Source organism: Vagococcus bubulae (assembly GCF_003950315.1).
GTDB classification, from domain to species: Bacteria; Bacillota; Bacilli; order Lactobacillales; family Vagococcaceae; genus Vagococcus; species Vagococcus bubulae.
The window spans coordinates 22,312-49,174 of record NZ_NGJT01000010.1 but is presented as its reverse complement, the minus strand read 5'-3'; the positions used below and the strand labels follow the sequence as shown (position 1 = coordinate 49,174).

The following is a 26,863-nucleotide window of genomic DNA, read 5'->3' as shown; positions in this document are numbered from 1 at the left end:
GGAGGAGTCAGATGGTAAAACGTTTCTTTTCGTATTATCGACCATATAAGACATTATTTATTGTCGATTTTACATGTGCAATTATCGCGGCATTACTTGAATTATCCTTTCCAGTGATTGTCAATCAAGTGATTGATAAAATTATGCCACTGAAAAATATTCGCTTAATTTTAGTGGTTAGTGCAGCGTTGTTTGGGTTTTATGTGATTAATACTGCGTTACAATATGTGGTGGTTTATTTTGGTCATAAGTTAGGAGTTAATATTGAAACAGATATGCGAAATGAATTATTTACGCATTTACAAAAACAACCGTATGACTATTATGATAACCAAAAAACTGGGAAGTTGATGACCCGTTTAACAAGTGATTTATTTGAAATATCAGAATTAGCGCATCATGGACCAGAAGATGTGTTTATCACCATTATGACACTTGTTGGGTCATTTTTATTGATGTATCAAATTCATCCTCAATTAGCTTTTGCAACAGCTGTGATGGTCCCTTTCATCACAATTGCGTTAGTTTTCTTCAATAAAAAAATGACAAAAGTCAATACCACCATTTATGAAAATCTAGGCGAATTTAATGCAGGGATTGAGGCCAGTGTGAGTGGAATTCGCGTGACACAAGCTTTTGCCAATGAAGAACATGAAGTCACTCGGTTTGGGAGACTAAATGAATTGTATCGCCAGTCAAAATTAGCATTTTATAAAACAATGGCTGTGAGTTCCTCTTATAATTATTTGATGATTCGCTTGATTAATTTATTTGCCTTATTATTTGGGTCTTATTACACAATTCGAGGAGATATAACCAATGGTAATTTTGTTGGGTTTATCCTGTTATCCAATGTGTTTGCTAGACCTATAGAGAAAATTAACACGATGATAGAAAGTTATCCAAAAGGTTTTGCTGGATTTAAACGATTTGTCGAAGAAATAGACAAAGAGCCATCTATTCAAGATGGTGATGGGGCAGTTGATTTAAAACCAGTCGTTGGAAATATTACGTATCAAGATGTGTCATTTAGTTACAGTGATGGCACGCAAGTATTTGATCAATTATCTTTGGATATTAAATCAGGTGAAACGGTGGCTTTTGTTGGGCCAAGTGGGGCAGGGAAAACAACCCTGTGTCATTTGTTACCACGATTTTATGATATAGACAGTGGGAAAATTTCGATTGATGGACAAAATATTCAACACGTTACGTTAAAGTCATTACGTGAACAAATTGGATTAGTACAACAAGATGTCTTTTTATTTCCAGGGACGATTAAGGAAAATATTTTATATGGTCGATTGGATGCGACAGAAGAAGATGTGTTAGAAGCAGTGAAACTCGCTCATTTAGAACAAGTCATAGATGGTTTGCCTGATGGATTAAACACAGTGATTGGTGAGCGTGGTGTGAGGTTATCAGGTGGACAGAAACAACGTGTGGCGATTGCTCGTATGTTTTTAAAGAATCCACCAATTTTAATTTTAGATGAAGCCACATCTGCCCTTGATACAGAAACAGAACAAGTGATTCAAGAGTCATTAGGCTCACTTGCAAAAGGACGCACAACGTTAATCATTGCGCACCGCTTGGCAACAATAAAAGATGCAACACGTATTGTCGTGGTCGATACAACAGGTATTGTTGAAAGTGGGACACATGATGAGTTAATGGAAAAACAAGGAGCATATAAAAAATTATATGACGCTCAATTTAGAAGCTAAAAGTTAGGAGCAACTGCTCTTGGCTTTTTTCTTTTTATGGGAAACATATGATAAAATATAACGAAAGAAAGACGAAAAATACTCTATAATTTAAAGGACTGATGAATCAAAATTTGACGTATCAATCCTTTTTAATTTATTTTATTTCAAATGGAAATGCCTTAAGATTTCCAGCCCGTTCAAAGAATACACCTGATGTACCTTCAGCTCTATAACCTTGCTCAGCAACTATTTTACCCATTTCAATATCTCTAATAATATCTTTAATAACTTGTCCAAGTATTCTAGTAGGTACAATCATATTATATAGATGACTATCTAATGTGTATTTACTTGCGTATTCTCTTACGATTGCTTCTTTCTTTTTGCAATAAAGTTTTATACAAGTTGATTCTTCTTTAATCGGTATTTCATTTTTAGAGACTCTTTTTTGAGGAGTCCACTTGTCATTTTCTAAATAAATGGCTAGTCCTAATTGATTCAATTTTTTAATATAATCTTGTATATTACTTTTTGACTTCGTTTCAGATAATTCTACTAACAATTTATTAAGGTTATCTTGTTTTATTTCATCAATTAATTTATCATACTGATTAGTTTTTACTAATACTATAGCATTATCTTCTTTGGAATCATTGAATCCTTGTGAATCGATATGTTTAAGTAATTCTAACAATATAGTTCTATCCACATTGTTATTTTTGCACCACTGATTGAAATATAAAATTGGATTTCTAGAACGCCATGTTGAAAATATTTTTTTGAATTTCTCTGTTAATTCAAATGAATCAAAATAGTTTTGGCTATCAGCAATATTATATATTATTTTAGATTCACTTCCTCCAAATCTTATTCTATTAGTCCCAATTTGTTCATATTTATCACCTATTAATTTATAAATTGCAATAATATCATTGGTATTGACAGATATACCAATTAAATAATCGACTTGACTAGCTTTCTCTGGATTCATAATCCAATCACCTAATACTGATGGATAATTTATAGACTTAATACTAATATCTTTTATACTTTCGTTTGCCTCCAATTTTACGGAATCATTTTTTGTAGTTGTGATACTGTTATTTTCTATATTATTAGTGGGATATTCGATAGTAGGCATAGCATGATCGAATATTTCTTCCAACTCTGAAAAATTAAATTCTTGATAAATTTCTTGTTTAATTTTACTAAAATTTTCATGTATGTATATTTTTTGAAAGATATACTGTTGTTCGGTGACAACTCTAGTTGGGTCTAACATATTCTCTGCATCATCTGGAAATTCTTTTCTTAAATAATCCAACAATTGATATTGGTAAAATAATTTGACGATATCTTTTTTTAATGCGATTTTTTCATCATCTTCTATATTGGAAGACTCTAATCTATGGTAGTTTTCTATTAATATAGGACTTCCTTCTTCCTTTATTTTGAATACTAAATTATCAAATGCTTTTTCTCGTTCTTTTTCTCGTTCTTTTTCTTCTAGAGCTTTTTCTTTTTCTTTATCACTATCTTGTTCAAATAATAATATTAAAAATGCACCTAGAATACTAGCAATAGAGCCAAATACAGACCAATAGTTTTGCCAAGATTCATCATTATTAAATAAAAACAATCCAATTATCCCTAAAACTAAAGACAGACCCAGGAATACACCCAAAATGATAAATCCCCTTTGTAACTTTTCTTTTCTCATATTAGTAGCTCCTTTTTCATATATAAAATATTTCTTTATTATTTTACATAATTATTATCTTGATGTCAGTTATTAACTAACTAATAATTTAACAGAGGCTATGATTACTTTAAAAAGTATTATAATTTCTTATGTTTTATTCAATAAAAGTATTGCTAAAAAAGGAAAACAACGAGAGGAAGACGAAAAAAGAATATAAAAAAACCTTGAATGGTTTAGCCATTCAAGGAAGGAGTTGTTTTTATTTACTTTGGAGGAGTAAATAAAATGAAAAAGTTTGTTAGGGTTGTTTTGTTGGTACACTTATATAATATCCAGAATTTGTGAATTTTTTGTTAACAAACCGTGTAATAATTATAAAGATTTGATTAAAAGTTTATTTTATTAGAATAATAGTAAGTTCTGCATAAAAAAATAGACCTAACAGGATTTTGTCGTACGTTTCACATTGGAGTGCCTTTTGTTTCTCCAATCATTCTTAAACACCTGTTAGGTCTTATTCTGTTAATAAGGAAAATTTCAAATTCCCACGCCTTTCTATCTTGTTTAAACTCTAATTCACTTACATGTGTTTCTTTTAGTACATGTCAACCAGTTACAAATCTTTTAAATATTATCCTTCTCGTTTAAAATTGATAAAATCTAAATATCTTGTTAACTAATTGTGGGAATTGTAGTTCCTTATGAGTTCATATTAACTCATTTTTAAATTAAATACAAGCGTTTTCAATAAGGGTGTACAAAGAATTATCCAATCATTTTAAATAAGAGAAAACAGGAGCGCCAAACTGCTCCTGTTTTTGTTTGATAAATAATCGTTAGGAAGGCTTAGTAAGATTGATAACATCCGACAAGAGTGGGATGAGGATCAAAATCTTCAGATAATACTGGCATGTCTGTTATTATTTCTGTTGCATTATGTCCTACAATATGAGCAATAACAATCGCAACGGCAACAAATATCATCATAATCATCCACCTCCTAAAAACAAAAAAATAATCCTAACCAAATAAAGTGGTTAGGATTTGAAAGAACGAACATATTTTAAGTAATATGTTGAGCTTTAGCACTATGCAACGTAAAGAAGATTCTTAGCTATCTTATGAAAAGCCTTGACGACAATTCCTGTTCTACCCATTGGTGTCTCTCGACGTTTTTGGGCAATAGCCTGTGTTTGCATAGGAGCCTCACCTAACAAAATTCATTTATCGTGTTTTATTTTAACAGAATATAACGAATTGTCAATCTTTAACGTGTTTTGTGAGTAAGAAAATCGTAATGGGAATCGTGATAGCAATACTAATCCCACTAAAAATAATCGCAACCCACTCTGTGACAATTAATTTACTGTTTACTAGTTGTGTTAGACTATAGTTCAAATCAAATACCCAAATCAATAACGCAAACTGACTACCTATAGCTGCAAAAATGAGGGTATTAATTGTTGGTCCTAAAACATCTTTGCCCACTGCTAGACCAGAAGATTTCCATTCAGAAAGAGACAGGTCAGGAAGTTGTTCTTTAATTTCAATCATGGACGAGGTAATTGAAATAGCAATGTCATTGATGGCGCCAACAACAGTCATAAGAAGGACGGATACGCTTAAATCAATAAAAGATATTCCAATATGTAATGAGTACATATCCATTTCCATTAAGCCTTCAAGAGGAATTCCTTGAAGATGCAATAAGGAAGTGGTAAAAAATATCGGAAAAACCATGAGTAAAATAATGAATGTACTACTTAGAAAAGCTGATTTTGTTGAAGGGTTAAACCCATTAATATTAAATAGATTATTTGCGCTGATTAAAATAGAGGTTATAACCGTCAATATAACTGGCGAAAAGCCTAAGTTAATCCCCAAAATCATGAAAAATAACATGGCTAAATTAATTCCTAATGTAATTAGCGTAAGTAGTCCCTTTTTTTTCTGGAAAAACCACAATAACAAGATAAGAACTAGAAGTAATATTAAGTTAACACTCATGTTCATTCCTCCTAGTCAGAAAAATACTTGCAATGAAACTGGTAATGGGGATAGTTAAGACAATCCCAATGCTTCCAATTAAAGCTCGTGTCATTTCAAGAGATAGTGAAATAGGAAAGGTATAATTAAATGACATATCATTCCTTAAGAAAATTAAGATTAATGGAATGGATCCACTTAAGTAAGAAAAAAACATAATATTTATCATTGGTCCTATTACATCAGATCCCACTTGTAATCCTGATTGATACAATGATTGAGAGGATAGTTGAGTCTGCCTTTGAGCAATTTCATTCATGGCAGTACTGAGTGTAATGGAAATATCCATTGATGCCCCCATTGTTCCAATTAATAAACTGGAGATAAAAAGAACGTGTTGGGGCCGAGTAATCAACTCCATTTCTTCATACCGAAGTCCCTTGTGTTTTAATAGTGTTAAGATGCATACACCAATGATAAAAGTAATGAGTGTACTACAAAGCGTGGTTAAAATAGAAATGATAGTTTTTTTATTCCAACCATTTGAGATAATTAATGTACTAGATACAATGAGTGGGAAGAATAATAAGCATAGCCAAACTAGGGACTGACTAGAAAGTTTTTCATAAATTAATAATAGACAATAAAATAGTCCAGTATTTACTAGAAGTCCAAGTAAAGAGGTAATCCCATTTTTTCTTCCGATAATTATTAGTAAAAGAACAAAGCATAGTACCAACATAGCCAGAGCAGTGTCTCGTTTTTTATCAAGGATGGTAGCTTGTGAAAAGTCATTATCTTTGATAGACAGAAAAACTAATTCCCCTTTTTTATATTCTTGGTCTTTAATTTTGGATTGACTAAAAGTATTTGAAAGAGTGATTTTTTTTCCTTTATGTTGAGTAGATAATAAAATTAATTCTATCTTTTGAGTTGTTAGAACGTCTTTATTTTGATGTTCATCAGTGACGTCTTGTTTATTGACTGTTTCTACTTGAGTGATTTTACCTAAAGGTTCATGGTACTGGCTATATTGTAACGTTTGGTAAATCCACCAGCTATTTAAGATTAAAAGGATGACAGCAAAAAAACGCCATAAGTATTTTTGTAACAAAGTAAACCTCCTTATAAATCAAACTATCATCATTATTATAGTTATATTATGATGATTTTTCATTAAAAGAGTCATGATATTTATCATTTGTTAATTATTTAATCGTTTTGTAATGAAGCTAATAATCGCAGAAAAAATAGAAATTAATACAGCTCCTTTAAAAAAAGATAGCCAAAAATTAAGATAAGGAGCAAAGCCTATCCACATCATCCACAAAATAAAAATGATTAAAAGCTGTTGTTTCAAATTGAGTCGTTTGATAAGTAACCATTTTAAAAAATCATCGTTACAAGACTTTGTTTTTAAGTATTGTTGATATAATGTCATTTTAAATTCCTCCTGCAAATAATTTTTGTTTTTATAAAAAAGATAGTTTTAAAAAACAATTTATGTTAAAATTCACATATAGAAAAAATAAGTCTTTATGAAAATTAGCATGATTATATCATAGGATTCATACGAATTTTTCTAAAAATTAAAAAAAATACCAAAAAATGGTTGACAGTTTTATAAGATAAGTCTATATTTACTTTAATAATATTTTAATCAAATTCCAATTTTAAAGGGGAACGTCATTATGAGAGAGTGCAAGAATAATTTAGTCATTATTTTATTACAGGTTAGGAACTAGGACACGTTGGGTGAAAAAACATCTACAGGTCGAGTTCCTATTTGTTGTAAGATAATGGGATTCTTGCCGTTAAGCATTCCATTAAGTGTCATACTTAAATGGAGTGCTTTTTCTTTTATCCTAAGGAGGAAAAATTATGAGAAGTGATAAAATCAAAAAAGGTGTTGATGCAGCACCAGCGAGAAGTTTACTGTATGCAACAGGACAAGTAAAAAATGCAAAAGACATGAATAAACCGTTTATTGCCATATGTAATTCTTATATTGATATTGTTCCAGGTCATGTCCATCTAAGAGAATTAGCAGACATTGCTAAAGAAGCGATTCGTGAAGCAGGTGGTATACCATTTGAATTTAATACGATTGGTGTAGATGATGGGATTGCAATGGGACACATTGGGATGCGTTACTCATTACCAAGTAGAGAAATTATTGCGGATGCAGCAGAAACAGTGATTAATGCTCATTGGTTTGATGGTGTATTCTACATTCCAAATTGTGACAAAATTACACCAGGTATGTTGATGGCAGCTGTTAGAACAAATGTGCCAAGTATTTTTTGTTCAGGTGGACCGATGAAAGCAGGGATAGACCCGAATGGAAAAGCGGCTACACTATCTTCAATGTTTGAAGCAGTTGGTGCATTTAAAGACGGTGGTATGAGTAAAGAAGATTTCTTATTTATGGAACAAAATGCGTGTCCAACTTGCGGGTCATGTGCAGGCATGTTTACAGCAAATTCAATGAACTGTTTAATGGAAGTGTTAGGGATGGCAGTACCGTACAATGGCACAGCTTTAGCGGTCTCTGATGAGCGACGTGAGTTAATAAAACAATCGGCTGTTCATTTAATGAACCTTGTAGAAAAACAAATTAAACCAAGAGATATTATTACAAAAGAAGCGATTGATGATGCCTTTGCTTTAGATATGGCAATGGGAGGTTCGACTAATACGGTTTTACATACACTTGCCATTGCAAACGAAGCAGAGATTGAGTATGACTTATCTGATGTTAATGACATTGCTAAACGTGTACCATACTTATCTAAAATTGCACCGTCATCTTCTTACTCAATGCATGATGTTCATGAAGCAGGCGGAGTACCAGCCATTATTAATGAACTGACAAGTATTGAAGGAGCCATCCATCCAGATCGCATGACAGTAACTGGGAAAACACTACGAGAAAATGTTAACCATGCACTAATTAATAATGAAGAAGTCATTCGACCAAAAGAAAATGCCTATAGCCCTGTTGGTGGGTTATCTATTTTGTATGGAAACATCGCGCCAGAAGGTTGTGTGATTAAAGTTGGTGGTGTGGATCCATCCATTTCAGTCTTTAAAGGAAAAGCGATTTGTTTTGATTCACATGATGAGGCAGTTGAAGCCATTGATAATCATACTGTACAAAAAGGACACGTTGTGGTAATTCGTTACGAAGGACCTAAAGGTGGACCAGGTATGCCAGAAATGCTTGCCCCAACATCAAGTATTGTCGGGCGAGGTTTAGGGAAAGATGTTGCGTTAATTACGGATGGACGTTTTTCAGGAGCAACACGTGGGATTGCAGTCGGACACATCTCACCAGAAGCAGCAGCAGGAGGTCCAATCGGTTTAGTTGAAGATGGGGATGAAATCGAGATTGATTTAGTGAATCGAACCATTAATTTGGCTGTTTCATATGACGAATTGGATGAAAGAAAAGCTAAGAAAAAACCATTTAAAGCAAAAGTAACAAAAGGATACCTTGCAAGATACACAGCATTAGTCACATCAGCACACACAGGAGCAATTATGATAATACCAGACAATTTGATGGGTGAGTAAGGAGGGTAAATAAGTATGAATAAAAGTGGCACAGAGTTGTTTATTGATTCATTACTAGATGAAGAAGTTGAGATGATATTTGGTTATCCAGGAGGGGCAGTATTGCCTTTATATGATGGGTTATACGATAAAAAAATTCCGCATATTTTAACGCGTCATGAACAAGGAGCAGTTCATGCAGCAGAGGGATATGCTAAAGCAAGTGGCAAGCCAGGAGTCGTTTTAGTAACAAGCGGCCCTGGAGCAACAAATGTCATTACAGGAATTGCTGATGCGATGAGTGATTCTGTTCCACTTATTGTGTTTACAGGACAAGTAGCAAGTAGTGGTATTGGGAAAGACGCTTTTCAAGAGGCAGATATTTTAGGATTAACAGTACCTATTACAAAGTATAATTATCAAGTAAGACGAACAGAAGATCTTCCTAAAGTCATCAAAGAAGCATTTCACATCGCTACAACAGGTAGAAAAGGTCCTGTTGTCATTGATTTACCGAAAGATATTACGTTAAATGAAGTTGAAGTCAAACAACTAGATGATGTAAATATTCCAAGCTATCAACCAAACTATATGCCACATCCCAATCAAATAAAAAAAGTGGTAAAAGCGATAAATGAATCTGAGAGACCTCTCTTTTTAATTGGCGCTGGCATTCATCACAGTGATAGCACACAGGAATTTAGAGAATTATTAGAAAATTCAAAAATCCCAGTGGTGTCTACATTACTTGGTCTGGGAGTTGTGCCAACAGAAAATGAGTTATTTTTAGGCATGGGAGGTATGCATGGTTCTTATGCAGCCAATCAAGCCTTAATGGATGCGGATGTTTTGATAAATATTGGGTCAAGGTTTGATGACCGTTTGGCTAGTTGTCCAAAAAGTTTAGCTAAAAATAAAACGATTATTCATGTGGATATTGATCCAGCTGAGATAGGCAAAATTATTCCAACAGATATCCCAATTGTTGGCGATGCAAAAGAAGTGATTCATTTGTTAAATAAGGAAACGTTTAATCCAGAAAATTATTCTAAGTGGCGTCAAACAGTTCAAGACTATCAAGAAGAAGCGCCATTCACTTATGAAGAAACAGTTGAAGAAATAAAACCACAACGGGCGATTGAATTGATTGGAGAGATTACAAACGGCGAGGCAATTGTTGCAACTGATGTGGGACAACATCAAATGTGGACGGCTCAATTTTATCCATTTAAAAATCAAAATCAATTGATTACTAGTGGTGGTCTTGGGACGATGGGTTACGGTATTCCGGCTGGCATTGGAGCGCAACTTGCTAAGCGCGACAAACAAGTGGTTATCATCGTAGGAGACGGTGGTTTTCAAATGACGAATCAAGAATTAGCAATTTTAGAACAGTATGAGTTATCACCTAAAATCGTATTGATTAATAATCATTCATTAGGAATGGTACGTCAGTGGCAAGAAAGTTTCTTTAACGAACGACGATCAGAATCTGTTTTTGATAATCAACCAGATTTTCAAAAAATGGCAGAAGCCTACCACTTGAAATCAGTGAAATTAAATGATGCGAAAACGTTGGAAGAAGATTTGAAAGCGGCATTTAGTCAAAAAGAAGCAATGGTGATTGAAATCAACTGTTCACCAACGGAGCATGTTTTACCAATGGTGCCACCTGGTAAACCTAACAATGAAATGATTGGGGTGGTGAAAAAATGAGACGAATAATTTCAGCAAAAGTAAGAAATACGTCGGGTGTATTAAATCGTATTTCAGGTGTTCTTACAAGGCGTCAATTTAATATTGAAAGTATCTCTGTCGGAGTGACGGAAAATCCTGATGTTTCACGAATTACAATTGTAGTGAATGTCGATTCAGATTTTCAAATGGAACAGTTAATTAAACAACTAAATAAACAGATTGATGTCATTAAAGTCACAGATATGAGTGCAGATTCACACTTAGAAAGAGAATTAGCTTTAATAAAAGTTGCAACAACTAGTGCAAATAGGCAAGAAATTATGTCTATGGTTGAACCGTTTAGGGCAAGTATTATTGATGTGAGTAGTCAATCCATCATTATCCAAATAGCAGGAAGCAGTGAAAAAATTGATGCATTAGTTGATGTATTAAAAGTATATGGAATCCAAGAACTTGCAAGAACCGGAATTACTGGGTTACTTAGAAGTTCTATAAAATAAAAAATAATAAATTTATCGGAGGAATTAATCATGGCAAAAGTATATTATGAAGATTCAGTTCAAGGAGATCAATTAAAGGATAAAAAAATCGCCATCATTGGTTATGGTTCACAAGGTCATGCACATTCACAAAATTTACGTGATACAGGGCATGATGTGATTATTGGTATCAGAGAAGGTAAATCAGCAGATGCTGCAAGAGAAGCAGGTTTTGATGTGTTTCCAGTTAGTGAAGCAGTAAAACAAGCAGATGTTGTTATGATTTTAGCACCAGATGAAATTCAAGGTGAGTTATATAAAAATGAAATTGCACCGTACTTAGAAGCAGGCAATGCCTTAGCATTTGGTCATGGATTTAATATCCACTTTGATGTTATCCAACCCCCAGCTGATGTGGATGTATTTTTAGTAGCGCCAAAAGGACCAGGACACTTGGTGCGTCGTACGTTTGAAGAAGGATTTGCTGTGCCATCATTATTTGCAGTAGAACAAGACGCGACAGGAAATGCTCGTGATATTGCCTTAGCTTATACAAAAGGTATTGGTGCCACTCGTGTTGGTGTATTAGAAACAACATTTAAAGAAGAAACAGAAACTGATTTGTTTGGTGAACAAGCTGTTTTATGTGGAGGAACAACTGCACTAGTGCAAGCTGGTTTTGAAACACTTGTTGAAGCAGGATACCAACCAGAAATTGCTTACTTTGAAGTATTACATGAATTGAAATTAATCGTTGATTTAATGTATGAAGGCGGTATGGAAAAAATGCGTGATTCTATTTCTAATACAGCTGAGTATGGCGATTATGTATCAGGTCCACGTGTAGTAACAGCTGAAACAAAAGCTCGTATGAAAGATGTTTTAACAGATATCCAAGATGGAACATTTGCTAAAGGATTTATAGAAGATAATGAAAATGGATTTGAAAAATTCTATGGATTAAGAAAAGAACAACAAGGACACCAAATCGAAGCAGTCGGAAAAGAATTGCGAGAAATGATGCCATTTGTTAATAACAAATAGGAGGCGTGTCTATGGTTGATTTAGTCACAAGTGAACAAATAGAAAAAGCCTATCACGTGTTGGAGCCAGTGGTAACAAAAACACTGCTCCAATATGATGATTACTTATCTAAAAAATATCAGGCGACTGTTTATTTAAAACGAGAAGATTTACAAATTGTTCGTTCCTTTAAGTTACGTGGAGCCTATTATGCTATCAGTCAATTACCAGAAGAAAAGTTAAAAAAAGGGGTTGTCTGTGCGAGTGCTGGAAACCATGCGCAAGGAGTTGCCTATACTTGTTTTAAAATGGGCGTGTCTGCCACTATTTTTATGCCAGTTACAACACCAAAACAAAAAGTTAATCAAGTTGAAGCGTTTGGTGGTGACCAAGTGACCATAAAACTTGCTGGTGATACGTTTGATCAGTCAAAAGACATGGCAATTTTTTACGGTGAGGAACATGGATTAACATTTATCAATCCATTTGATGATGAAAACATTATTGCAGGACAAGGAACTGTTGCGCTTGAAATTGTTGAACAATTAAACAAAAAACAAGCGTCACCTGCTGATTACGTTTTTACCCCAATTGGTGGTGGAGGATTAATCAGTGGTGTTAGTGCCTACTTTAAGGATAAAAGTCCCACTACAAAAATCATTGGGGTTGAACCAATAGGCGCAGCATCGATGTTATTGTCATTAAAAGAACAACATGTTACACCGTTATCCCATTTAGATAAATTTGTTGATGGGGCTGCTGTACAAGAAGTGGGAGAAATGACTTTTTTACATAGTCAACAATTAGTAGATGCTGTGTGTGACGTACCCGTCGGAAAAGTGTGTAGCACAATTTTAGAGTTATATACTAAACAAGCTATCGTTGTTGAACCTGCTGGCGCGCTATCAGTGACAGCACTTGATGACTATAAAGAAGAAATAAAAGGTAAAACAGTGGTATGCATCATTAGTGGAGGTAACAATGATATTCAACGTATGCCTGAAATTGAAGAACGTTCACTGATTTATGAAGGACTAAAACATTATTTTGTGGTTAATTTTCCACAAAGAGCAGGAGCGTTAAAAGAATTTGTGTCAGATGTGTTAGGGCCACATGATGACATTACAAAATTTGAGTACACCAAAAAATTAAATCGAGGAAGTGGTCCTGTTGTGATAGGTATTTTATTACAAGATCATAATGATTATGCTTCGTTGATTGAAAGATTGACTATTTTTGATCCAAATTATATTAATTTACAAGAAAATGAATCATTGTATACATTATTAGTTTAAGAGGAGAGAGTGTTATGACCAAGACGACAACAAGCATTTACCGATTATTATTAATGCAGGGCCCAGTGTAGAATTATACACTCTGGGTCCTATTCGACTTTGTCTGACATGGGATTCTTTTACTTAAGACTCCTCATGTATTTGCGTGAGGAGTCTTTTTAATTTGTTAAAGGGGAGATCATAATGAAAACCATTCAATTTTTTGATACATCACTAAGAGATGGTGAACAAACACCAGGCGTTAATTTTAATACAGCTGAAAAAGTCAGAATTGCTAAACAACTAGAAAGTTATGGGATTGATGCCATTGAGGCTGGATTTCCTATTACCTCACCTGGTGATTTTGAAGCTGTGTCAGAAATTGCTAAAGCAGTTGATACAATGACAGTTGTTGGATTAGCACGCTGTCGTAAAAAAGATATTGATGCGGCATATGATGCATTAAAACATGCTAAGCATCCACAAATTCATGTGTTTTTAGCAACAAGTGAGATTCATATGAAATACAAACTTCATATGAGTGAAGAGGAAGTGCTAGCCTCGATTAAAGAGCACGTCACGTACGCCAAGACATTATTTGAAAAAGTACAGTTTTCACCAGAAGATGCCACTCGTACGGAAAAAAACTTTTTAGTCCAATCGATTCAGACAGCGATTGATGCAGGGGCAACCATTATTAATGTACCTGATACAGTGGGGTATTCTAATCCAACAGAATATGGTGAGTTATTTAAATATATTATTAGCAATTGCCAAAACATAGAAAATGTTATTTTTTCTTGTCATTGTCACAATGACTTAGGTATGGCAACAGCAAATGCACTAGCTGCAATTGAAAATGGTGCAGGACGTGTTGAAGGAACAATTAATGGCATTGGTGAGCGTGCTGGAAATACCGCGATTGAAGAAGTGGCATTAGCACTTCATATTAGACAAGATTTTTACCAAGCTAAAACAAATATTATTTTAGAACAAACTAAAATGACGAGTGACTTGATTAGCCGTCTGTCTGGTATTCCAATCCATAAAACGAAGCCAATTATTGGTGGCAATGCATTTGCACATGAATCTGGTATTCATCAAGATGGTGTATTGAAACATCCAGATACGTATGAAATCATGACACCACAATTGATTGGATTAAAAACAAATCATTTACCGCTTGGAAAATTATCTGGCAGTCATGCGTTTAGTCAGAAACTAATCGAGTTAGGTTATACAAATTTAACACCAGAAGAACAGCAAACACTATTTGAAGAGTTTAAAGTATTAGCTGACAAGAAGAAAAATATTGTCGATAGAGATATTCATGCATTAGTAGCTGGTAATGCTATTTCGACTAGTCAAAATTTGGAATTAAAAAATTTACAACTACAATTCACTTCAAATGGTCAACAAGCAGCTGTGATTGAAATCGAAACAGCCGATAATGAACAATTGTCTGACTCAGCAACAGGACTTGGAAGTATTCAAGCTATTTATAATACGATTAATCGAATCATGGATAAAAATGTTCAATTAGATGCATTTAGAATAGAGTCTCTCACTAGTGGAGAAGATGCACAAGCAGAGGTTCATGTTGAAGTATCTAATCCAGAAACAGGTGAATCCGTACATGGAGTGGGCATTGATTTTGATATTTTAACAGCTTCAGCTAAAGCTTATATCAATGCATTTAGTAAGTTAAAAGAAGGTGAAACAAATGACTAAAATAACAGTATTAAAAGGGGACGGGATTGGTCCAGAAATTATGGATGCTGGATTAAATATTTTATCCGTCTTTAAAGAAAAAGGATTATTTGATTATGAAATCTCTGAAGAATTAGTAGGAGGAGCAGCGATTGATGCAGTGGGAAAACCTCTTCCTGAGAAAACAGTTGAAAGCTGTCAGTCATCTGATGCGATTTTACTTGGTGCTATCGGTGGGCCTAAATGGGATGATTGTAAGGAACGTCCAGAGGCTGGTCTTTTAGCACTTAGAAAGCAATTATCATTGTATGCCAATATTCGTCCGATTCAAGTATCAGAAGAACTTGTTCATTTATCCCCTATAAAAGAAGATAGAATTGCAGGAACTGATTTTGTGATTGTCCGAGAATTAACTGGAGGCATTTATTTTGGAGAACCACGACAATTAAATGACACAGAGGCACTTGATACATGTGTTTACACAAAAGAAGAAATCGAACGCATTATGCGAGCAGCTTTTGAATTAGCGCAAACAAGACGAAAAAAAGTGACATCAGTGGATAAATCAAATGTGTTAGCGACAAGTAAATTATGGCGAAAAGTTGCAGAGGAGGTAAGTCAAGATTATCCAGATGTCACACTTGAACATCAATTAGTCGATTCATGTGCAATGGTGATGATTACAAAACCAAAAGAGTTTGATGTGATTGTCACTGAAAATATGTTTGGTGATATTTTGAGTGACGAAGCATCTGTTTTAACAGGAAGTTTAGGTGTTTTAGCAAGTTCTAGTCTATCCAAAACAGGCATTCATTTATTTGAACCAATTCATGGATCAGCACCAGATATTGCGGGGCAAAACGTGGCAAATCCATTATCGATGATTTACTCAGTAACAATGATGTTACGAGATAGTTTTAAACAGTATAAATTAGCCGATATGGTGGATGAAGCAGTTAAAAAAGTGATGCAAAAAGGTATCATGACAAAAGATTTAGGTGGAAATTATTCGACTACCGATGTCACAAAATACATTCGTGAAGAATTAATAGAAATTATAGGAGGTTAAATGTATGAAAACCACATTATTTGATAAAGTATGGAATAAACATGTTGTTGCGGGAAATCCTGGTGAACCTCAATTATTATACATTGATCTTCACTTGATTCATGAAGTGACGTCCCCTCAGGCATTTGAAGGGTTAAGACTAGCTAATAGACCACTTCGACGTCCTGATTTGACGTTTGGAACCATGGATCATAATGTTCCGACAAAAGATATTTATAATATTTCTGATTTGGTAGCAAAAAAACAAATTGAAGCACTTGAAAAGAATTGTGCAGAATTTAACGTGTCATTATTTGGTAATGGACATGATAAACAAGGGATTGTTCATATGATTGGCCCTGAAATTGGTGTCACACAACCAGGAAAAACCATTGTTTGTGGTGACTCCCATACAGCGACACACGGAGCATTTGGTGCGATTGCATTTGGTATTGGGACAAGTGAAGTAGAGCATGTATTTGCGACACAAACACTGTGGCAAACAAAACCTAAAAATATGGGTGTTAAAATTACTGGTGAATTACAAAAAGGGGTGTATGCAAAAGATATTATTTTGTATTTGATTTCTAAATACGGGGTAGACTTTGGGACAGGATATGCTGTTGAATACTATGGTTCAACCATTGAAGGATTAACAATGGAAGAACGTATGAGTATTTGTAATATGTCGATTGAAGGAGGAGCAAAAATGGGAATGATTGCTCCTGATGACACAACGTTTGAGTACGTAAAGGACCGCGAGTTTGCACCTAAAAATTGGAATCAAGCTGTTGAAGAATGGCGGACATTAAAAACAGATGATGAGTCATGTTTTGATAAAATCATTGAAATTGACGCTAAAGATATTGCGCCTCAAGTTAGCTGGGGAACAAATCCTGGAATGTGCGTATCCGTTGATGAAGCTTTCCCAGAAATTAAAGATGAAAATGACACAAGAGCGTATGATTACATGGATTTAAAACCAGGAGATTATGCCAAAGATATTGAACTTGGTTATGTGTTTATCGGGTCATGTACCAATGGACGTTTATCTGATTTAGAAGAAGCGGCAAAAATTGTTAAAGGGAAAAAAATTCATGAAGGTATTACAGGAATTGTCGTGCCAGGCTCTCGACCTGTGAAAAAAGCAGCTGAAAAAATTGGTTTGGATAAAATATTTGAAGAAGCAGGATTTGAATGGCGTGAACCAGGATGTTCTATGTGTTTAGGAATGAACCCAGATCAAGTGCCAACAGGTGTTCATTGTGCCTCAACTTCAAATCGAAATTTTGAAGGTCGACAAGGAAAAGGGGCAAGAACTCATCTTTGTAATCCAGCCATGGCAGCAACTGCTGCGATTAATGGTCATTTTGTTGATATTAGAAAGGAGATGGCATAAATGGAGGCAATTAATCATTATGAAGGGTATGTTGTACCAATATTAAATGATAATATAGATACAGATCAAATTATCCCGAAAAACTTTTTAAAACGAATCGAAAAGACAGGTTTTGGAGAATTTTTATTTGATGAATGGCGTTATTTAGATAACCGTGATGAAAATCCTGATTTTATTTTAAATAATGATACTTACAAAAATGCAACGATTTTATTAACAGGTGATAATTTTGGTTGTGGATCATCCCGTGAACACGCAGTTTGGGCATTAGATGATTATGGATTTCGTGTCATTATTGCTGGTGGATACAGCGATATTTTCTATATGAATTCTATTAACAATGGGTTGCTACCCATTGTGCTACCAAAAGAAGAAAGAGAAAAAATTGCTAAAGTGAAAGCATCTGATACAATTAAAATTGAATTAGACAATCAATTAATCAAAGTTGGAGATGAGTCTATCCATTTTGATATCGATAAAAAATGGCGTGATAAATTAATTAGCGGATTAGATGAAATCGATGAAACAATGGCTTATAAGGATCAAATTTTAGCTTATGAAAAAGCACATGGAATTTAAGAAGTAGCGAGTAAGTGGAGACATTTACTCGTTTTTTTGATGGATAGAGGAGAATGGAAAATGACAATTTGGCTTGAACCAGTAACAGAAACAGATACAGAGGTACTCACTGATATATTAATGAAATCATTTAATTCCGATACACAGTATTATTTTGGCGATAATGAAGTTGGCGGACCACCTGGTTATGATGATGGAACAATAGCTCAGAAACTAATCAAATCAGAAAATTTAATTAGTTTTATGATTTATAGAGAAGATGAGCGAGTTGGATGTATTAGTATAAATAGTTATGAACGGGAAATTGCTTATTTTTGTGTGTTACCCGATTATCATCAGAAAGGAATAGGTCGTACAGTATGGCAACAAATTGAATCGATGTATGGCACGAATGAGTGGCTTGTTGAAACGCCAGATTATTCCTTGAAGAATCATGCTTTTTATGAGAAGTTAGGATTTGTAAAGATAGGTGAAAAAATGTATTCACCAGTAGCTAAATCATGTGTTTTTGAAAAAATAGATAAGGATAAATTGACTAGAGATAAAGTAAAAAAGTTAATCAAACAGCAACCTGAATTCATGTCATTACTAAGAATAGTATCCGAATTACAATTAAATGATGGTTGGATAGTGGCAGGAACCATTCGAAATTATCTTTGGAATAGTTTATTAGATAATCATGTTTTAGATACCTCAACAGATATAGATGTTGCGTTTTATGATGTGGCTGTTTCCTATGAAAAAAATAGAGAAATTGAAGAGCATCTTAAACAAGTTTATCCAACGTACAAATGGGAAGTAAAAAATCAAATCTATATGAATGGTCACAATCCAAATACGTCAACTTATATGAGTACAAGAGATGCAGTCTATCATTATCCGGAAAAGTGTACAGCTATTGCAATTCGCTTAAATCAGGGAGAAATAGAAGTCTTTTGTCCCTATGGATTAGATGATATTGAACAATTTAAAGTAACGCCAACTCCGTATGTAATGCGTGATAAGAAAAGAATTAAGTTGTATAATGACCGACAAAAAACGAAAAAATGGCAAGAAAAATATCCAAAGTTAACGATTAATTATGAAGCGATGGTGAAATAAATGAAACAGTATCAAAAAAGAGTATATGAAAATAAAGTAAATCATGGTTTTAACATTACAAATGTTGAAACAGAATTCTTATTACTTTATGGTGAAGTTTCTGAAGCATTCGATGCGTTTAGAAAAAATGAAAACATAGGAGAAGAGCTAGCGGATGTTGCTATTTATTTATTAGGTATTTCAGAGATTTTAGGATTAGATTTAGAAACGGAAATACTCAAAAAAATGGAGATAAATGAGAATAGGGTATACAAATCAAATGGCACTAAATATTTAATAAAGGAGTCAGAAAAGATAGATGATTGATATTTTTGAAGAAATAAATATGCGTGAAAAAGCGGTGATTATCAAAGCCGTTTTAAACGATTTACCAGAGTGGTTTGGTATGCCAGAAGCAATACAAGAATACATCAATTGTGGTAGAGAGTATCCTTTATATGTTGCTTCAGTAGATGGGAAGGCGGTAGGATTTATCAGTTTGAAAGAAACAAGTACTAAAACAGTTGAACTTTATTGTATGGGAGTGAAAAAGGAGTACCATCATCAAGGAATAGGGCGGTTATTGGTTGATAAAGTCAAACAAATTTATACAGAAAATTATGAGTATTTGCAAGTAAAAACCGTCGCAAGAGGTTATTATCCTCAGTATGATAAGACTATCCAATTTTACGAATCAGTTGGATTTTGTGAATTAGAAATTTTTTCAACACTTTGGGATGAGTGGAATCCTTGTTTGGTGATGGTTCAAAAACTAGAAAAATAAACATATCCGTTACAAAATTTCTATGCTTTTTCGTTTATTTAAAGTATAATAATAAAAAGAAATTTTGTTTGATAGATTAGGTTGACGAAAGAGGTGAGGCATGAAGAAGTTTTGGAACGTTTTCTGGATTATAATTTATGCTATAACATTACCACTACAAGTACAGGGACTATTAAAAGATGACGATATTTGGCTAAAATTTGCTGTGTTGTTAGTGACATCAACTATTACAGTTATTGCTTTAATACAATCAATGAAAAATATTAAAGATGAATAGAGTATTGATTATCATTAAAAAACGAATATAGACTATGAGTATGAAATGAAAGCGTTTCTTTTTAGTGGCTAATTGATTTATTGCTAACTTTTATAATCAATTGAATTGATACTAATAGGCTATTTGAATATATTTTTTATAAAAAGACTTGCAAAAAAACGAGAAAAACACTATGATGATTACAATAAATTAAAAATCAATGAGAGAAAGAAACGCCTGAATTGTTTTAGAAAGCTCTTGGTCGATGAAAAAGAGTACATGAAAGGTGCATACACATTCTTGAGTGTTTTCCTGAAAATGAGTAAATGATTAGGGAAAGTCGGTGAATACCGTTAACATGTGCAGTCTATTAATTATATGGTATGACTGATTGAGTATCATTTTGTGAGAAATGATAAAATTTGAGGTGGAACCACGTATCCAACGTCCTCTAGCTTTTTGTAGCTAGAGGACGTTTTTTGTTTTAATCAATTACAAAGGAGAGGTTAAAAATGAATAGTTTAAGAAGAATAAGTCCCTATATACCAGGAGAACAACCAACAGGAGAAGGATTAATTAAACTCAACACCAATGAAAATGCTTATCCACCATCACCAAACATTATAAAAAAAATGGCTCAATTTGATTACACTGATTTACGTCACTATTCTTCTTTAGATAATCAAGAATTGCGGGTTGCGATTGGACAAAAAGAAGGAATTAATCCAGATTATATTTCACTTGGAAATGGCAGTGATGATGTATTAGCTATTGCGTTTCAAAGCTTTTTTCAGTCAGATAAACCCGTTATGTTTCCTGACATCACGTATGGATTTTATAAAATTTGGTGTGACTTGTTTCGAATCCCTTATCAAGAAGTCCCTTTATCTTCAGATTTTACATTTGATTTAGAAAACTTACCTGAGAAGATTGGTGGGATTGTGCTAGCAAACCCTAATGCTCCAACAGGATTGGTTAAAACAGTGGAAGAAATTGAAGCACTATTAAAAAAATATCCTGAAACAGTGATTATCGTGGATGAAGCCTATATCTCGTTTGGTGGTAAAAGTGTGATAAAACTGGTTGAAACCTATCCAAATCTTTATGTAACACGTACTTTTTCAAAGGATTCTGCTTTGGCAGGAATTCGCTTAGGTTATGGTGTTGGAGGAGAAAGGTTAACGTCTGTTGTTAAGGCAGTAAAAAATTCTTACAATCCTTATTCAGTGAATTCACTCACTGAAGCAGTAGGATTAGAAGCAGTCTTGGATGAGTCCTATTATAAAGACACTTTAAAAAAAATAATCGATACTAGAGAATGGTTTACAGGTGAATTATCAAAATTAGGTTTTACAACAATCGAAAGCTCAACCAATTTTGTGTTTACGAAACATAAAACGAAACAAGCAAAAGATATACAAGATTATCTGAAGGGAAAAAATATTTATGTTCGCTATTTTTCAGATAATCCACGTATCAAACAATATTTACGTATTTCAATTGGGACACAGGAAGAGATGGAGAGTGTCATCAAAGTATTGAAAGAGTATATGAATGAAAAATCAGGAGGATAGTACAACATGAAAACAAAGCGATTGCCATCAGGTACGCAAGATAAATTATTTAGACGAGCAGAAGGAGTCTATACTCTAGAACATCAGATTAGTAACATATTGAAAACAAGAGGTTTCCAACGAATAGAAACCCCAACGATTGAATTTGCAGAATTGTTTGATGATAAACCAAGTGATACCTTGTATCGTTTTTTTGACAATCAAGGTCGTTTGTTAGTCTTACGTCCTGATATGACGTTACCTGTCGGAAGAGTTGTTTCAACAACGCAAGTAAAGTTGCCATTAAAACTTTCTTATAGTGGTAAGGTTTTTCGTTATCATGATGACATGAAAGGGTTACAAAATGAGATGACACAAATCGGCATTGAAATTATGGGCTTTTCTTCGATGAAATCAGAGTATGAAGCGATATTTTCAGCTTACACAGTATTACAAGAGTTGAATGTTCCAAACTTTTTTATCGAAATGGGGCATGCAAAAGTATTAGATGCAGTGATAAATGAACTACCACTGGATAAAAAAGGGAAAAAGCAATTAAATCAAGCAATGCTTAATCGAAATATCAGTGAATTACGTGAGTTAACTCAACATTATCCTAGTGAAATAGGGGCATTTGTATCAGAGTTACCAACACTATTTGGTGATATTGTGTCAGTAGTTAACCGAGCAAAACAGTTGTTACCAACAAATCATGAAATCACGATGTATTTAGAGGAACTTTTATTTTTGAGTGAATTATTTGATGAGACTGTTCAAAAAAGGTTGAGAGTTGATTTAGGAATGGTTCGTACGATGGATTATTACACAGGAATTATGTTTGCTGGATATGGTGAGGGAATACCTGATAGTTTCTTAAATGGTGGAAGATATGACGAATTATTAGCGCACTTTGGTGTAGAAAAAGCTTATTCTGTCGGTTGGGCAATGAATTTAGAGAGTATTTTTGATTTACTTTATAAACAGAAAGAAAAAATAAATAAGCCTAAAAAAATGATTCATGTCGAAGATTTAAATCAGTTAAAAAAAATGTCGGCATTAGAAAAAGATGTGGAGCTTTCATTGTTTCATTCTTTAGAGGAAACACGAGAGTTTGCTAAAAAATGGGATTATGAGGAAGTGTGGTATCTCCAAGATAGTCAATTGATTAAGGAGGTGTTGTGATGAGTCAACCATTGACCATTGCGTTTACAAAAGGACGATTAGAAAAACCAACTGTTGAATTATTTGAAAAAGTTGGATATGATATGACTTTTTTATCAGAGAAAAACCGTCAACTTATTTTGAATAGCCCAGATGGTTCACTAAGAATTTTGCTTGTTAAGGCAGCGGATGTGACAACTTATGTTAGAAAGGGAGTCGCGGATTTAGGTGTAGTGGGGAGTGACGTGTTGTCTGAAAATCCCTATGGCTATTATGACATGCTTGATTTAAATATTGGGGTATGTAAGTTTTCAGTGGCTTCAACGAAAGAGTTTGATCCAATCAATCATCAACGAAAACGAATAGCATCAAAATATCCAACGGTTGCTAGTGATTATTTTAAAGAAAAAAATGAAGATGTTGAAATTATTCAAATTCAAGGTTCTGTTGAGTTGGCGCCTATTTTAGATTTAGCAGATGCCATTGTGGATATCGTGGAAACAGGGACCACACTAAAAGAAAATGGGTTATTTATTTTAGATGATATTTGCCGAGTATCAGCCCATTTAATCGTCAATAAATCAGCGTTAAAACATCATTCAGCTGTGATGACGTTAATAAATGATTTAGAAATAGTAATAGAAAAAGGGGTTGAAATCTAATGAGATGGTTAACAGGCAATGTTGAAGAATTATCAAAAGAAATCAGACAAGAACAAGCACAATTAAATGAAAATAATGAATTGATTGAAGCACAAGTCAGAGAAATTATCGAACAAGTAAGAGAAAAAAAAGATATAGCATTATTTGAGTACACTAAACAGTTCGATGGGATAGAACTTGATTCCCTAGAAGTACCTAGTGAGATTATTAATCAAGCCTTTGAACAAATTGAGCCAGATGTGTTAGAAGCATTAGAAAAAGCGAAAGAAAATATTGTGTCTTATCATGAAAAACAAAAAGAATTAGGTTTTGTTGATTTTCCTAAAGAGGGGATTATTCGAGGGCAAAAAATCGAACCCATCGAAAAAGTGGCAGTTTATGTACCAGGTGGAACAGCTGCTTATCCTTCAAGTGTGTTGATGAATGTTTTACCAGCAAAAATTGCTGGGGTATCCGAAGTTGTTATGCTAACGCCACCACCAAAAAATGGCAAATTTATACCAGCTATTTTAGTAGCAGCTCTTTTATCGGGTGTCGATAAAATTTATCAAATTGGTGGAGCACAAGGCATTGCTGCAGTGGCTTACGGAACGGAAACAGTTCCTAAAGTAGATAAAATCGTGGGACCAGGAAATGCTTATGTTGCAACAGCAAAAAAACAAGTATTTGGGCAAGTTGGGATTGACATGATTGCAGGACCGTCAGAAATTGGGGTTATTGCTGATGAGACGGCTAATCCTCATTTTGTTGCGGCAGATTTATTATCCCAAGCAGAGCATGATACACTATCTCGTTCTATTTTAGTAACCAATTCAAAAAAATTAGCACAAGAAGTAGAAAATGAAATAAACAACCAACTAAAACAATTATCACGTGAGTCAATCGCACGAGCATCTATTGAAAATCAAGGTCTCATTATTGTTTCAGAGACGTTTGATGAGATATTTGATTTGATGAACGAAGTTGCACCAGAGCATTTAGAAATAGCATTAGATAACTCATTGGATTATTTAGGGAAAGTGAAAAATGCAGGATCTGTTTTTTTAGGTCACTACACGACAGAACCGATTGGCGATTATTTTGCTGGAAGTAACCACGTATTGCCAACAAGTGGGACAGCTCGTTTTTCTTCGGCTCTAGGTGTACATGACTTTGTTAAACGAATCCAATACGTTCACTACACAAAAGATGCACTAAAACAAGATAGAGACTATATTAGAACACTCGCTTATCAGGAGCAACTTGATGGGCATGCAAAATCAGTTGAAATTAGAGAGGAAGATAACTAATGAGAACAGCCAGTCTTTCAAGAGATACTTTGGAAACAAAAATAACTTTATCACTTAATTTAGATGAATCACAACCTGTTTCAATTGATACAGGAGTTGGCTTTTTTGATCACATGTTAACGTTATTTGCTTATCACGCTAGAATTTCTTTACAAGTTAAGGCTGTGGGGGATTTAGAAGTGGACAGTCATCATGTCGTAGAAGATATTGGTATTTTATTAGGTCAAGCATTGCTTGAGGCTTTAGGCGATAAAGCAGGGATTAATCGGTATGGGACATCTTTTGTTCCAATGGATGAAACATTAGGAATGGCTAGTTTAGATTTATCTGGAAGAAGTTTTTTAGTTTTTGACGCAACTTTTAGCAATCCAAAATTGGGACAATTTGATACAGAATTAGCAAAAGAATTTTTTCAAGCATTGGCATTTAATAGTCGTATGACACTACATTTAAAAATTATTCATGGAGAAAACACACATCATAAAATTGAGAGCCTATTTAAAGCGACAGGTCGAGCATTACGAGAAGCAATTGATAAAAACAGCGCGATTGATGGAGTAAATTCAACTAAAGGGGTGTTGTGATGATTGTTGTCATTGATTACGGTGCAGGAAATACGAAGAGTGTTATACGAGCATTAGAAAAAAATGATATTCAAGCAGTTTTATCCAGTGATAAAAGAGACATCGAATCTGCTAATGGCTTGATTTTACCAGGTGTTGGGGCTTTTCCACTTGCAATGGAAGAGCTAGAAAAGCGACAATTAATTGATGTCATTAAACAAGAAGTGGCAAAAGGAAAACCTCTGTTGGGTATTTGTTTAGGAATGCAGCTGTTAGTAGATGGTAGTGATGAGCATCGTTACACCAAAGGATTTGGTTTTATACCAGGAGAATGTAAGCAACTGCCAGCAAGTCACACGTTCCCTGTACCTCATATGGGATGGAATCAGTTGGATATCAAACAGAATACCCCATTAACAAGAGGGATAGCTAATGAGTATGTTTATTTTGTTCATAGTTATGCAGTTGACGTTGCCCCAATCTATATAGAAGCGAGTTGTCAGTATAGCCAAGAAATTCCTGCAGTGATTAGTTATAAAAATGTTTATGGCACTCAGTTTCATCCAGAAAAATCAGGAGAAGTGGGGCATAAATTATTGAGAAATTTTAAGGAGATTGTTTATGAATATACTACCAGCAATTGATATCAAAGATGGCAAAGCTGTGAGGCTATTTAAGGGAGATTTTAATCAACAAACAGTGGTAAATACCTCGCCAATTGCTCAAGCTAAATTATTTTCAACGTCAGGATTAACGTATTTACATATTGTTGATTTGGATGGCGCTTTGCAAGGAGAGGCAGTCAATGCTGAACTAATTCAAGAGATAAAAAAAGTCAGTAATATGCGCGTTGAAGTGGGTGGCGGTATACGCCATCTATCACAAATTGCATCTTACTTAGAAAGTGGTGTTGATCGTGTCATTATTGGCTCAATGGCGGTGAAACATCCTGAATTTGTTAAAGAAGCGATTGATAGATTTGGCTCAGAAAAAATTGTTATAGGGATTGATGCTAAAAATGGGTTTGTTTCGACAGAAGGATGGTTAGAACAAAGTCAGATTAGTTATTTAGATTTAGCCAAACAAATGAGTGAATATGGCGCAACTATTTTTGTCTATACAGACATTGATAAAGATGGAACGCTAACAGGTCCAAGTTTTCCTCATTATGAAAAATTAGTTGAACAATTACCAGATTGTCAGATTATCGCTTCAGGTGGGGTTCATTCAATGACAGATTTAGAGAAGTTAGAGAAAATCGGTGTGAGTGGAACGATTGTTGGTAAAGCTTATTACAGCGGTGCTATCACATTAGAAGAGATGGTTGAAGTAGAAAAAAATTAGGAGGTGAGT

The 26,863-nt window shown here is 34.1% G+C and carries 26 protein-coding genes, 1 riboswitch and 1 other annotated feature; of the genes, 21 read left to right on the top strand and 5 right to left on the bottom strand.

What is annotated here, in order from left to right; translation table 11 throughout:
- Positions 1-11 precede the first annotated feature (11 nt).
- The gene (locus CBF36_RS06845) at positions 12-1,727 is read left to right on the top strand and encodes an ABC transporter ATP-binding protein (protein ID WP_125957713.1); all 1,716 of its coding nucleotides are present in this window, start codon (positions 12-14) and stop codon (positions 1,725-1,727) included.
- 136 nt (positions 1,728-1,863) lie between these two features.
- Here the strand turns inward: CBF36_RS06845 and CBF36_RS06840 are convergent, their stop codons facing one another.
- The 5 genes from CBF36_RS06840 to CBF36_RS06825 form a co-directional block, all read right to left on the bottom strand.
- Entirely contained in the window at positions 1,864-3,429 is a 1,566-nt protein-coding gene (locus CBF36_RS06840; protein WP_125957712.1) for a hypothetical protein, read from the bottom strand.
- 828 nt (positions 3,430-4,257) lie between these two features.
- Complete coding sequence (locus CBF36_RS12280) at positions 4,258-4,398, bottom strand: hypothetical protein (protein ID WP_165865410.1); 141 nt, start codon at positions 4,396-4,398, stop codon at positions 4,258-4,260.
- A 73-nt stretch (positions 4,399-4,471) separates the two neighbouring features.
- A riboswitch (M-box (ykoK) riboswitch) is annotated at positions 4,472-4,636 on the bottom strand.
- A gap of 35 nt (positions 4,637-4,671) precedes the next feature.
- Positions 4,672-5,418, bottom strand: coding sequence for a YibE/F family protein (locus CBF36_RS06835; protein ID WP_165865409.1), 747 nt, complete (start codon positions 5,416-5,418; stop codon positions 4,672-4,674).
- On the bottom strand, positions 5,408-6,511 hold the full coding sequence (locus CBF36_RS06830; RefSeq protein WP_125957710.1) for a YibE/F family protein: 1,104 nt from the start codon (positions 6,509-6,511) through the stop codon (positions 5,408-5,410). The genes CBF36_RS06835 and CBF36_RS06830 overlap by 11 nt, the downstream gene beginning before the upstream one ends.
- 90 nt (positions 6,512-6,601) lie before the next feature.
- A complete protein-coding gene (locus tag CBF36_RS06825; RefSeq protein WP_125957709.1) occupies positions 6,602-6,838 on the bottom strand; it encodes a hypothetical protein in 237 nt (78 codons plus the stop codon).
- Positions 6,839-7,278: 440 nt separating this feature from the next.
- Between CBF36_RS06825 and ilvD the strand changes: the two genes are divergently transcribed.
- The 20 genes from ilvD (at position 7,279) to hisA (ending at position 26,854) form a co-directional block, all read left to right on the top strand.
- Entirely contained in the window at positions 7,279-8,973 is a 1,695-nt protein-coding gene (gene ilvD / locus CBF36_RS06820) for a dihydroxy-acid dehydratase (protein ID WP_125957708.1), read from the top strand.
- Between the two features lie 15 nt (positions 8,974-8,988).
- Entirely contained in the window at positions 8,989-10,668 is a 1,680-nt protein-coding gene (gene ilvB / locus CBF36_RS06815; RefSeq protein WP_125957707.1) for a biosynthetic-type acetolactate synthase large subunit, read from the top strand.
- On the top strand, positions 10,665-11,150 hold the full coding sequence (ilvN, locus tag CBF36_RS06810; protein WP_125957706.1) for an acetolactate synthase small subunit: 486 nt from the start codon (positions 10,665-10,667) through the stop codon (positions 11,148-11,150). Before ilvB ends, ilvN begins: the two co-directional genes overlap by 4 nt.
- A 30-nt stretch (positions 11,151-11,180) precedes the next feature.
- Positions 11,181-12,173, top strand: a complete 993-nt coding sequence (gene ilvC / locus CBF36_RS06805) for a ketol-acid reductoisomerase (RefSeq protein WP_125957705.1) — start codon at positions 11,181-11,183, stop codon at positions 12,171-12,173.
- 11 nt (positions 12,174-12,184) lie between these two features.
- Complete coding sequence (gene ilvA, locus CBF36_RS06800) at positions 12,185-13,447, top strand: threonine ammonia-lyase IlvA (protein ID WP_125957704.1); 1,263 nt, start codon at positions 12,185-12,187, stop codon at positions 13,445-13,447.
- Between the two features lie 183 nt (positions 13,448-13,630).
- Positions 13,631-15,157 carry a 2-isopropylmalate synthase gene (locus CBF36_RS06795; RefSeq protein WP_125957703.1) on the top strand — a complete coding sequence of 509 codons (1,527 nt, stop codon included), beginning with the start codon at positions 13,631-13,633 and terminating at the stop codon, positions 15,155-15,157.
- Positions 15,150-16,205 carry a 3-isopropylmalate dehydrogenase gene (leuB, locus tag CBF36_RS06790; RefSeq protein ID WP_125957702.1) on the top strand — a complete coding sequence of 352 codons (1,056 nt, stop codon included), beginning with the start codon at positions 15,150-15,152 and terminating at the stop codon, positions 16,203-16,205. Before CBF36_RS06795 ends, leuB begins: the two co-directional genes overlap by 8 nt.
- 4 nt (positions 16,206-16,209) lie before the next feature.
- The gene (leuC, locus tag CBF36_RS06785; RefSeq protein WP_125957701.1) at positions 16,210-17,583 is read left to right on the top strand and encodes a 3-isopropylmalate dehydratase large subunit; all 1,374 of its coding nucleotides are present in this window, start codon (positions 16,210-16,212) and stop codon (positions 17,581-17,583) included.
- Positions 17,584-18,162 (top strand): 3-isopropylmalate dehydratase small subunit, encoded by a 579-nt coding sequence (leuD, locus tag CBF36_RS06780; protein ID WP_125957700.1) that lies wholly within the window; start codon positions 17,584-17,586, stop codon positions 18,160-18,162.
- Positions 18,163-18,222: 60 nt separating this feature from the next.
- Positions 18,223-19,263, top strand: coding sequence for a nucleotidyltransferase family protein (locus CBF36_RS12580; RefSeq protein ID WP_165865408.1), 1,041 nt, complete (start codon positions 18,223-18,225; stop codon positions 19,261-19,263).
- Positions 19,264-19,569 carry a nucleoside triphosphate pyrophosphohydrolase family protein gene (locus CBF36_RS06770; protein ID WP_125957698.1) on the top strand — a complete coding sequence of 102 codons (306 nt, stop codon included), beginning with the start codon at positions 19,264-19,266 and terminating at the stop codon, positions 19,567-19,569.
- Positions 19,562-20,026 (top strand): GNAT family N-acetyltransferase, encoded by a 465-nt coding sequence (locus CBF36_RS06765; RefSeq protein ID WP_125957697.1) that lies wholly within the window; start codon positions 19,562-19,564, stop codon positions 20,024-20,026. The genes CBF36_RS06770 and CBF36_RS06765 overlap by 8 nt, the downstream gene beginning before the upstream one ends.
- Before the next feature lie 100 nt (positions 20,027-20,126).
- A complete protein-coding gene (locus CBF36_RS12275; protein ID WP_165865407.1) occupies positions 20,127-20,303 on the top strand; it encodes a hypothetical protein in 177 nt (58 codons plus the stop codon).
- Positions 20,304-20,493: 190 nt separating this feature from the next.
- Positions 20,494-20,737 (top strand) — a binding site (T-box leader).
- Positions 20,738-20,794: 57 nt separating this feature from the next.
- The gene (locus CBF36_RS06760; protein ID WP_125957696.1) at positions 20,795-21,856 is read left to right on the top strand and encodes a pyridoxal phosphate-dependent aminotransferase; all 1,062 of its coding nucleotides are present in this window, start codon (positions 20,795-20,797) and stop codon (positions 21,854-21,856) included.
- Between the two features lie 6 nt (positions 21,857-21,862).
- A complete protein-coding gene (locus CBF36_RS06755) occupies positions 21,863-23,017 on the top strand; it encodes an ATP phosphoribosyltransferase regulatory subunit (protein WP_125957695.1) in 1,155 nt (384 codons plus the stop codon).
- Positions 23,017-23,658, top strand: coding sequence for an ATP phosphoribosyltransferase (hisG, locus tag CBF36_RS06750; protein WP_125957694.1), 642 nt, complete (start codon positions 23,017-23,019; stop codon positions 23,656-23,658). The genes CBF36_RS06755 and hisG overlap by 1 nt, the downstream gene beginning before the upstream one ends.
- On the top strand, positions 23,658-24,947 hold the full coding sequence (gene hisD, locus CBF36_RS06745) for a histidinol dehydrogenase (RefSeq protein ID WP_125957693.1): 1,290 nt from the start codon (positions 23,658-23,660) through the stop codon (positions 24,945-24,947). Before hisG ends, hisD begins: the two co-directional genes overlap by 1 nt.
- Entirely contained in the window at positions 24,947-25,531 is a 585-nt protein-coding gene (gene hisB, locus CBF36_RS06740; RefSeq protein WP_125957692.1) for an imidazoleglycerol-phosphate dehydratase HisB, read from the top strand. The genes hisD and hisB overlap by 1 nt, the downstream gene beginning before the upstream one ends.
- Positions 25,531-26,154, top strand: a complete 624-nt coding sequence (gene hisH / locus CBF36_RS06735; protein WP_125957691.1) for an imidazole glycerol phosphate synthase subunit HisH — start codon at positions 25,531-25,533, stop codon at positions 26,152-26,154. Before hisB ends, hisH begins: the two co-directional genes overlap by 1 nt.
- Positions 26,132-26,854 (top strand): 1-(5-phosphoribosyl)-5-[(5-phosphoribosylamino)methylideneamino]imidazole-4-carboxamide isomerase, encoded by a 723-nt coding sequence (gene hisA, locus CBF36_RS06730; protein ID WP_125957690.1) that lies wholly within the window; start codon positions 26,132-26,134, stop codon positions 26,852-26,854. Before hisH ends, hisA begins: the two co-directional genes overlap by 23 nt.
- The last annotated feature ends 9 nt before the right edge of the window (positions 26,855-26,863 follow it).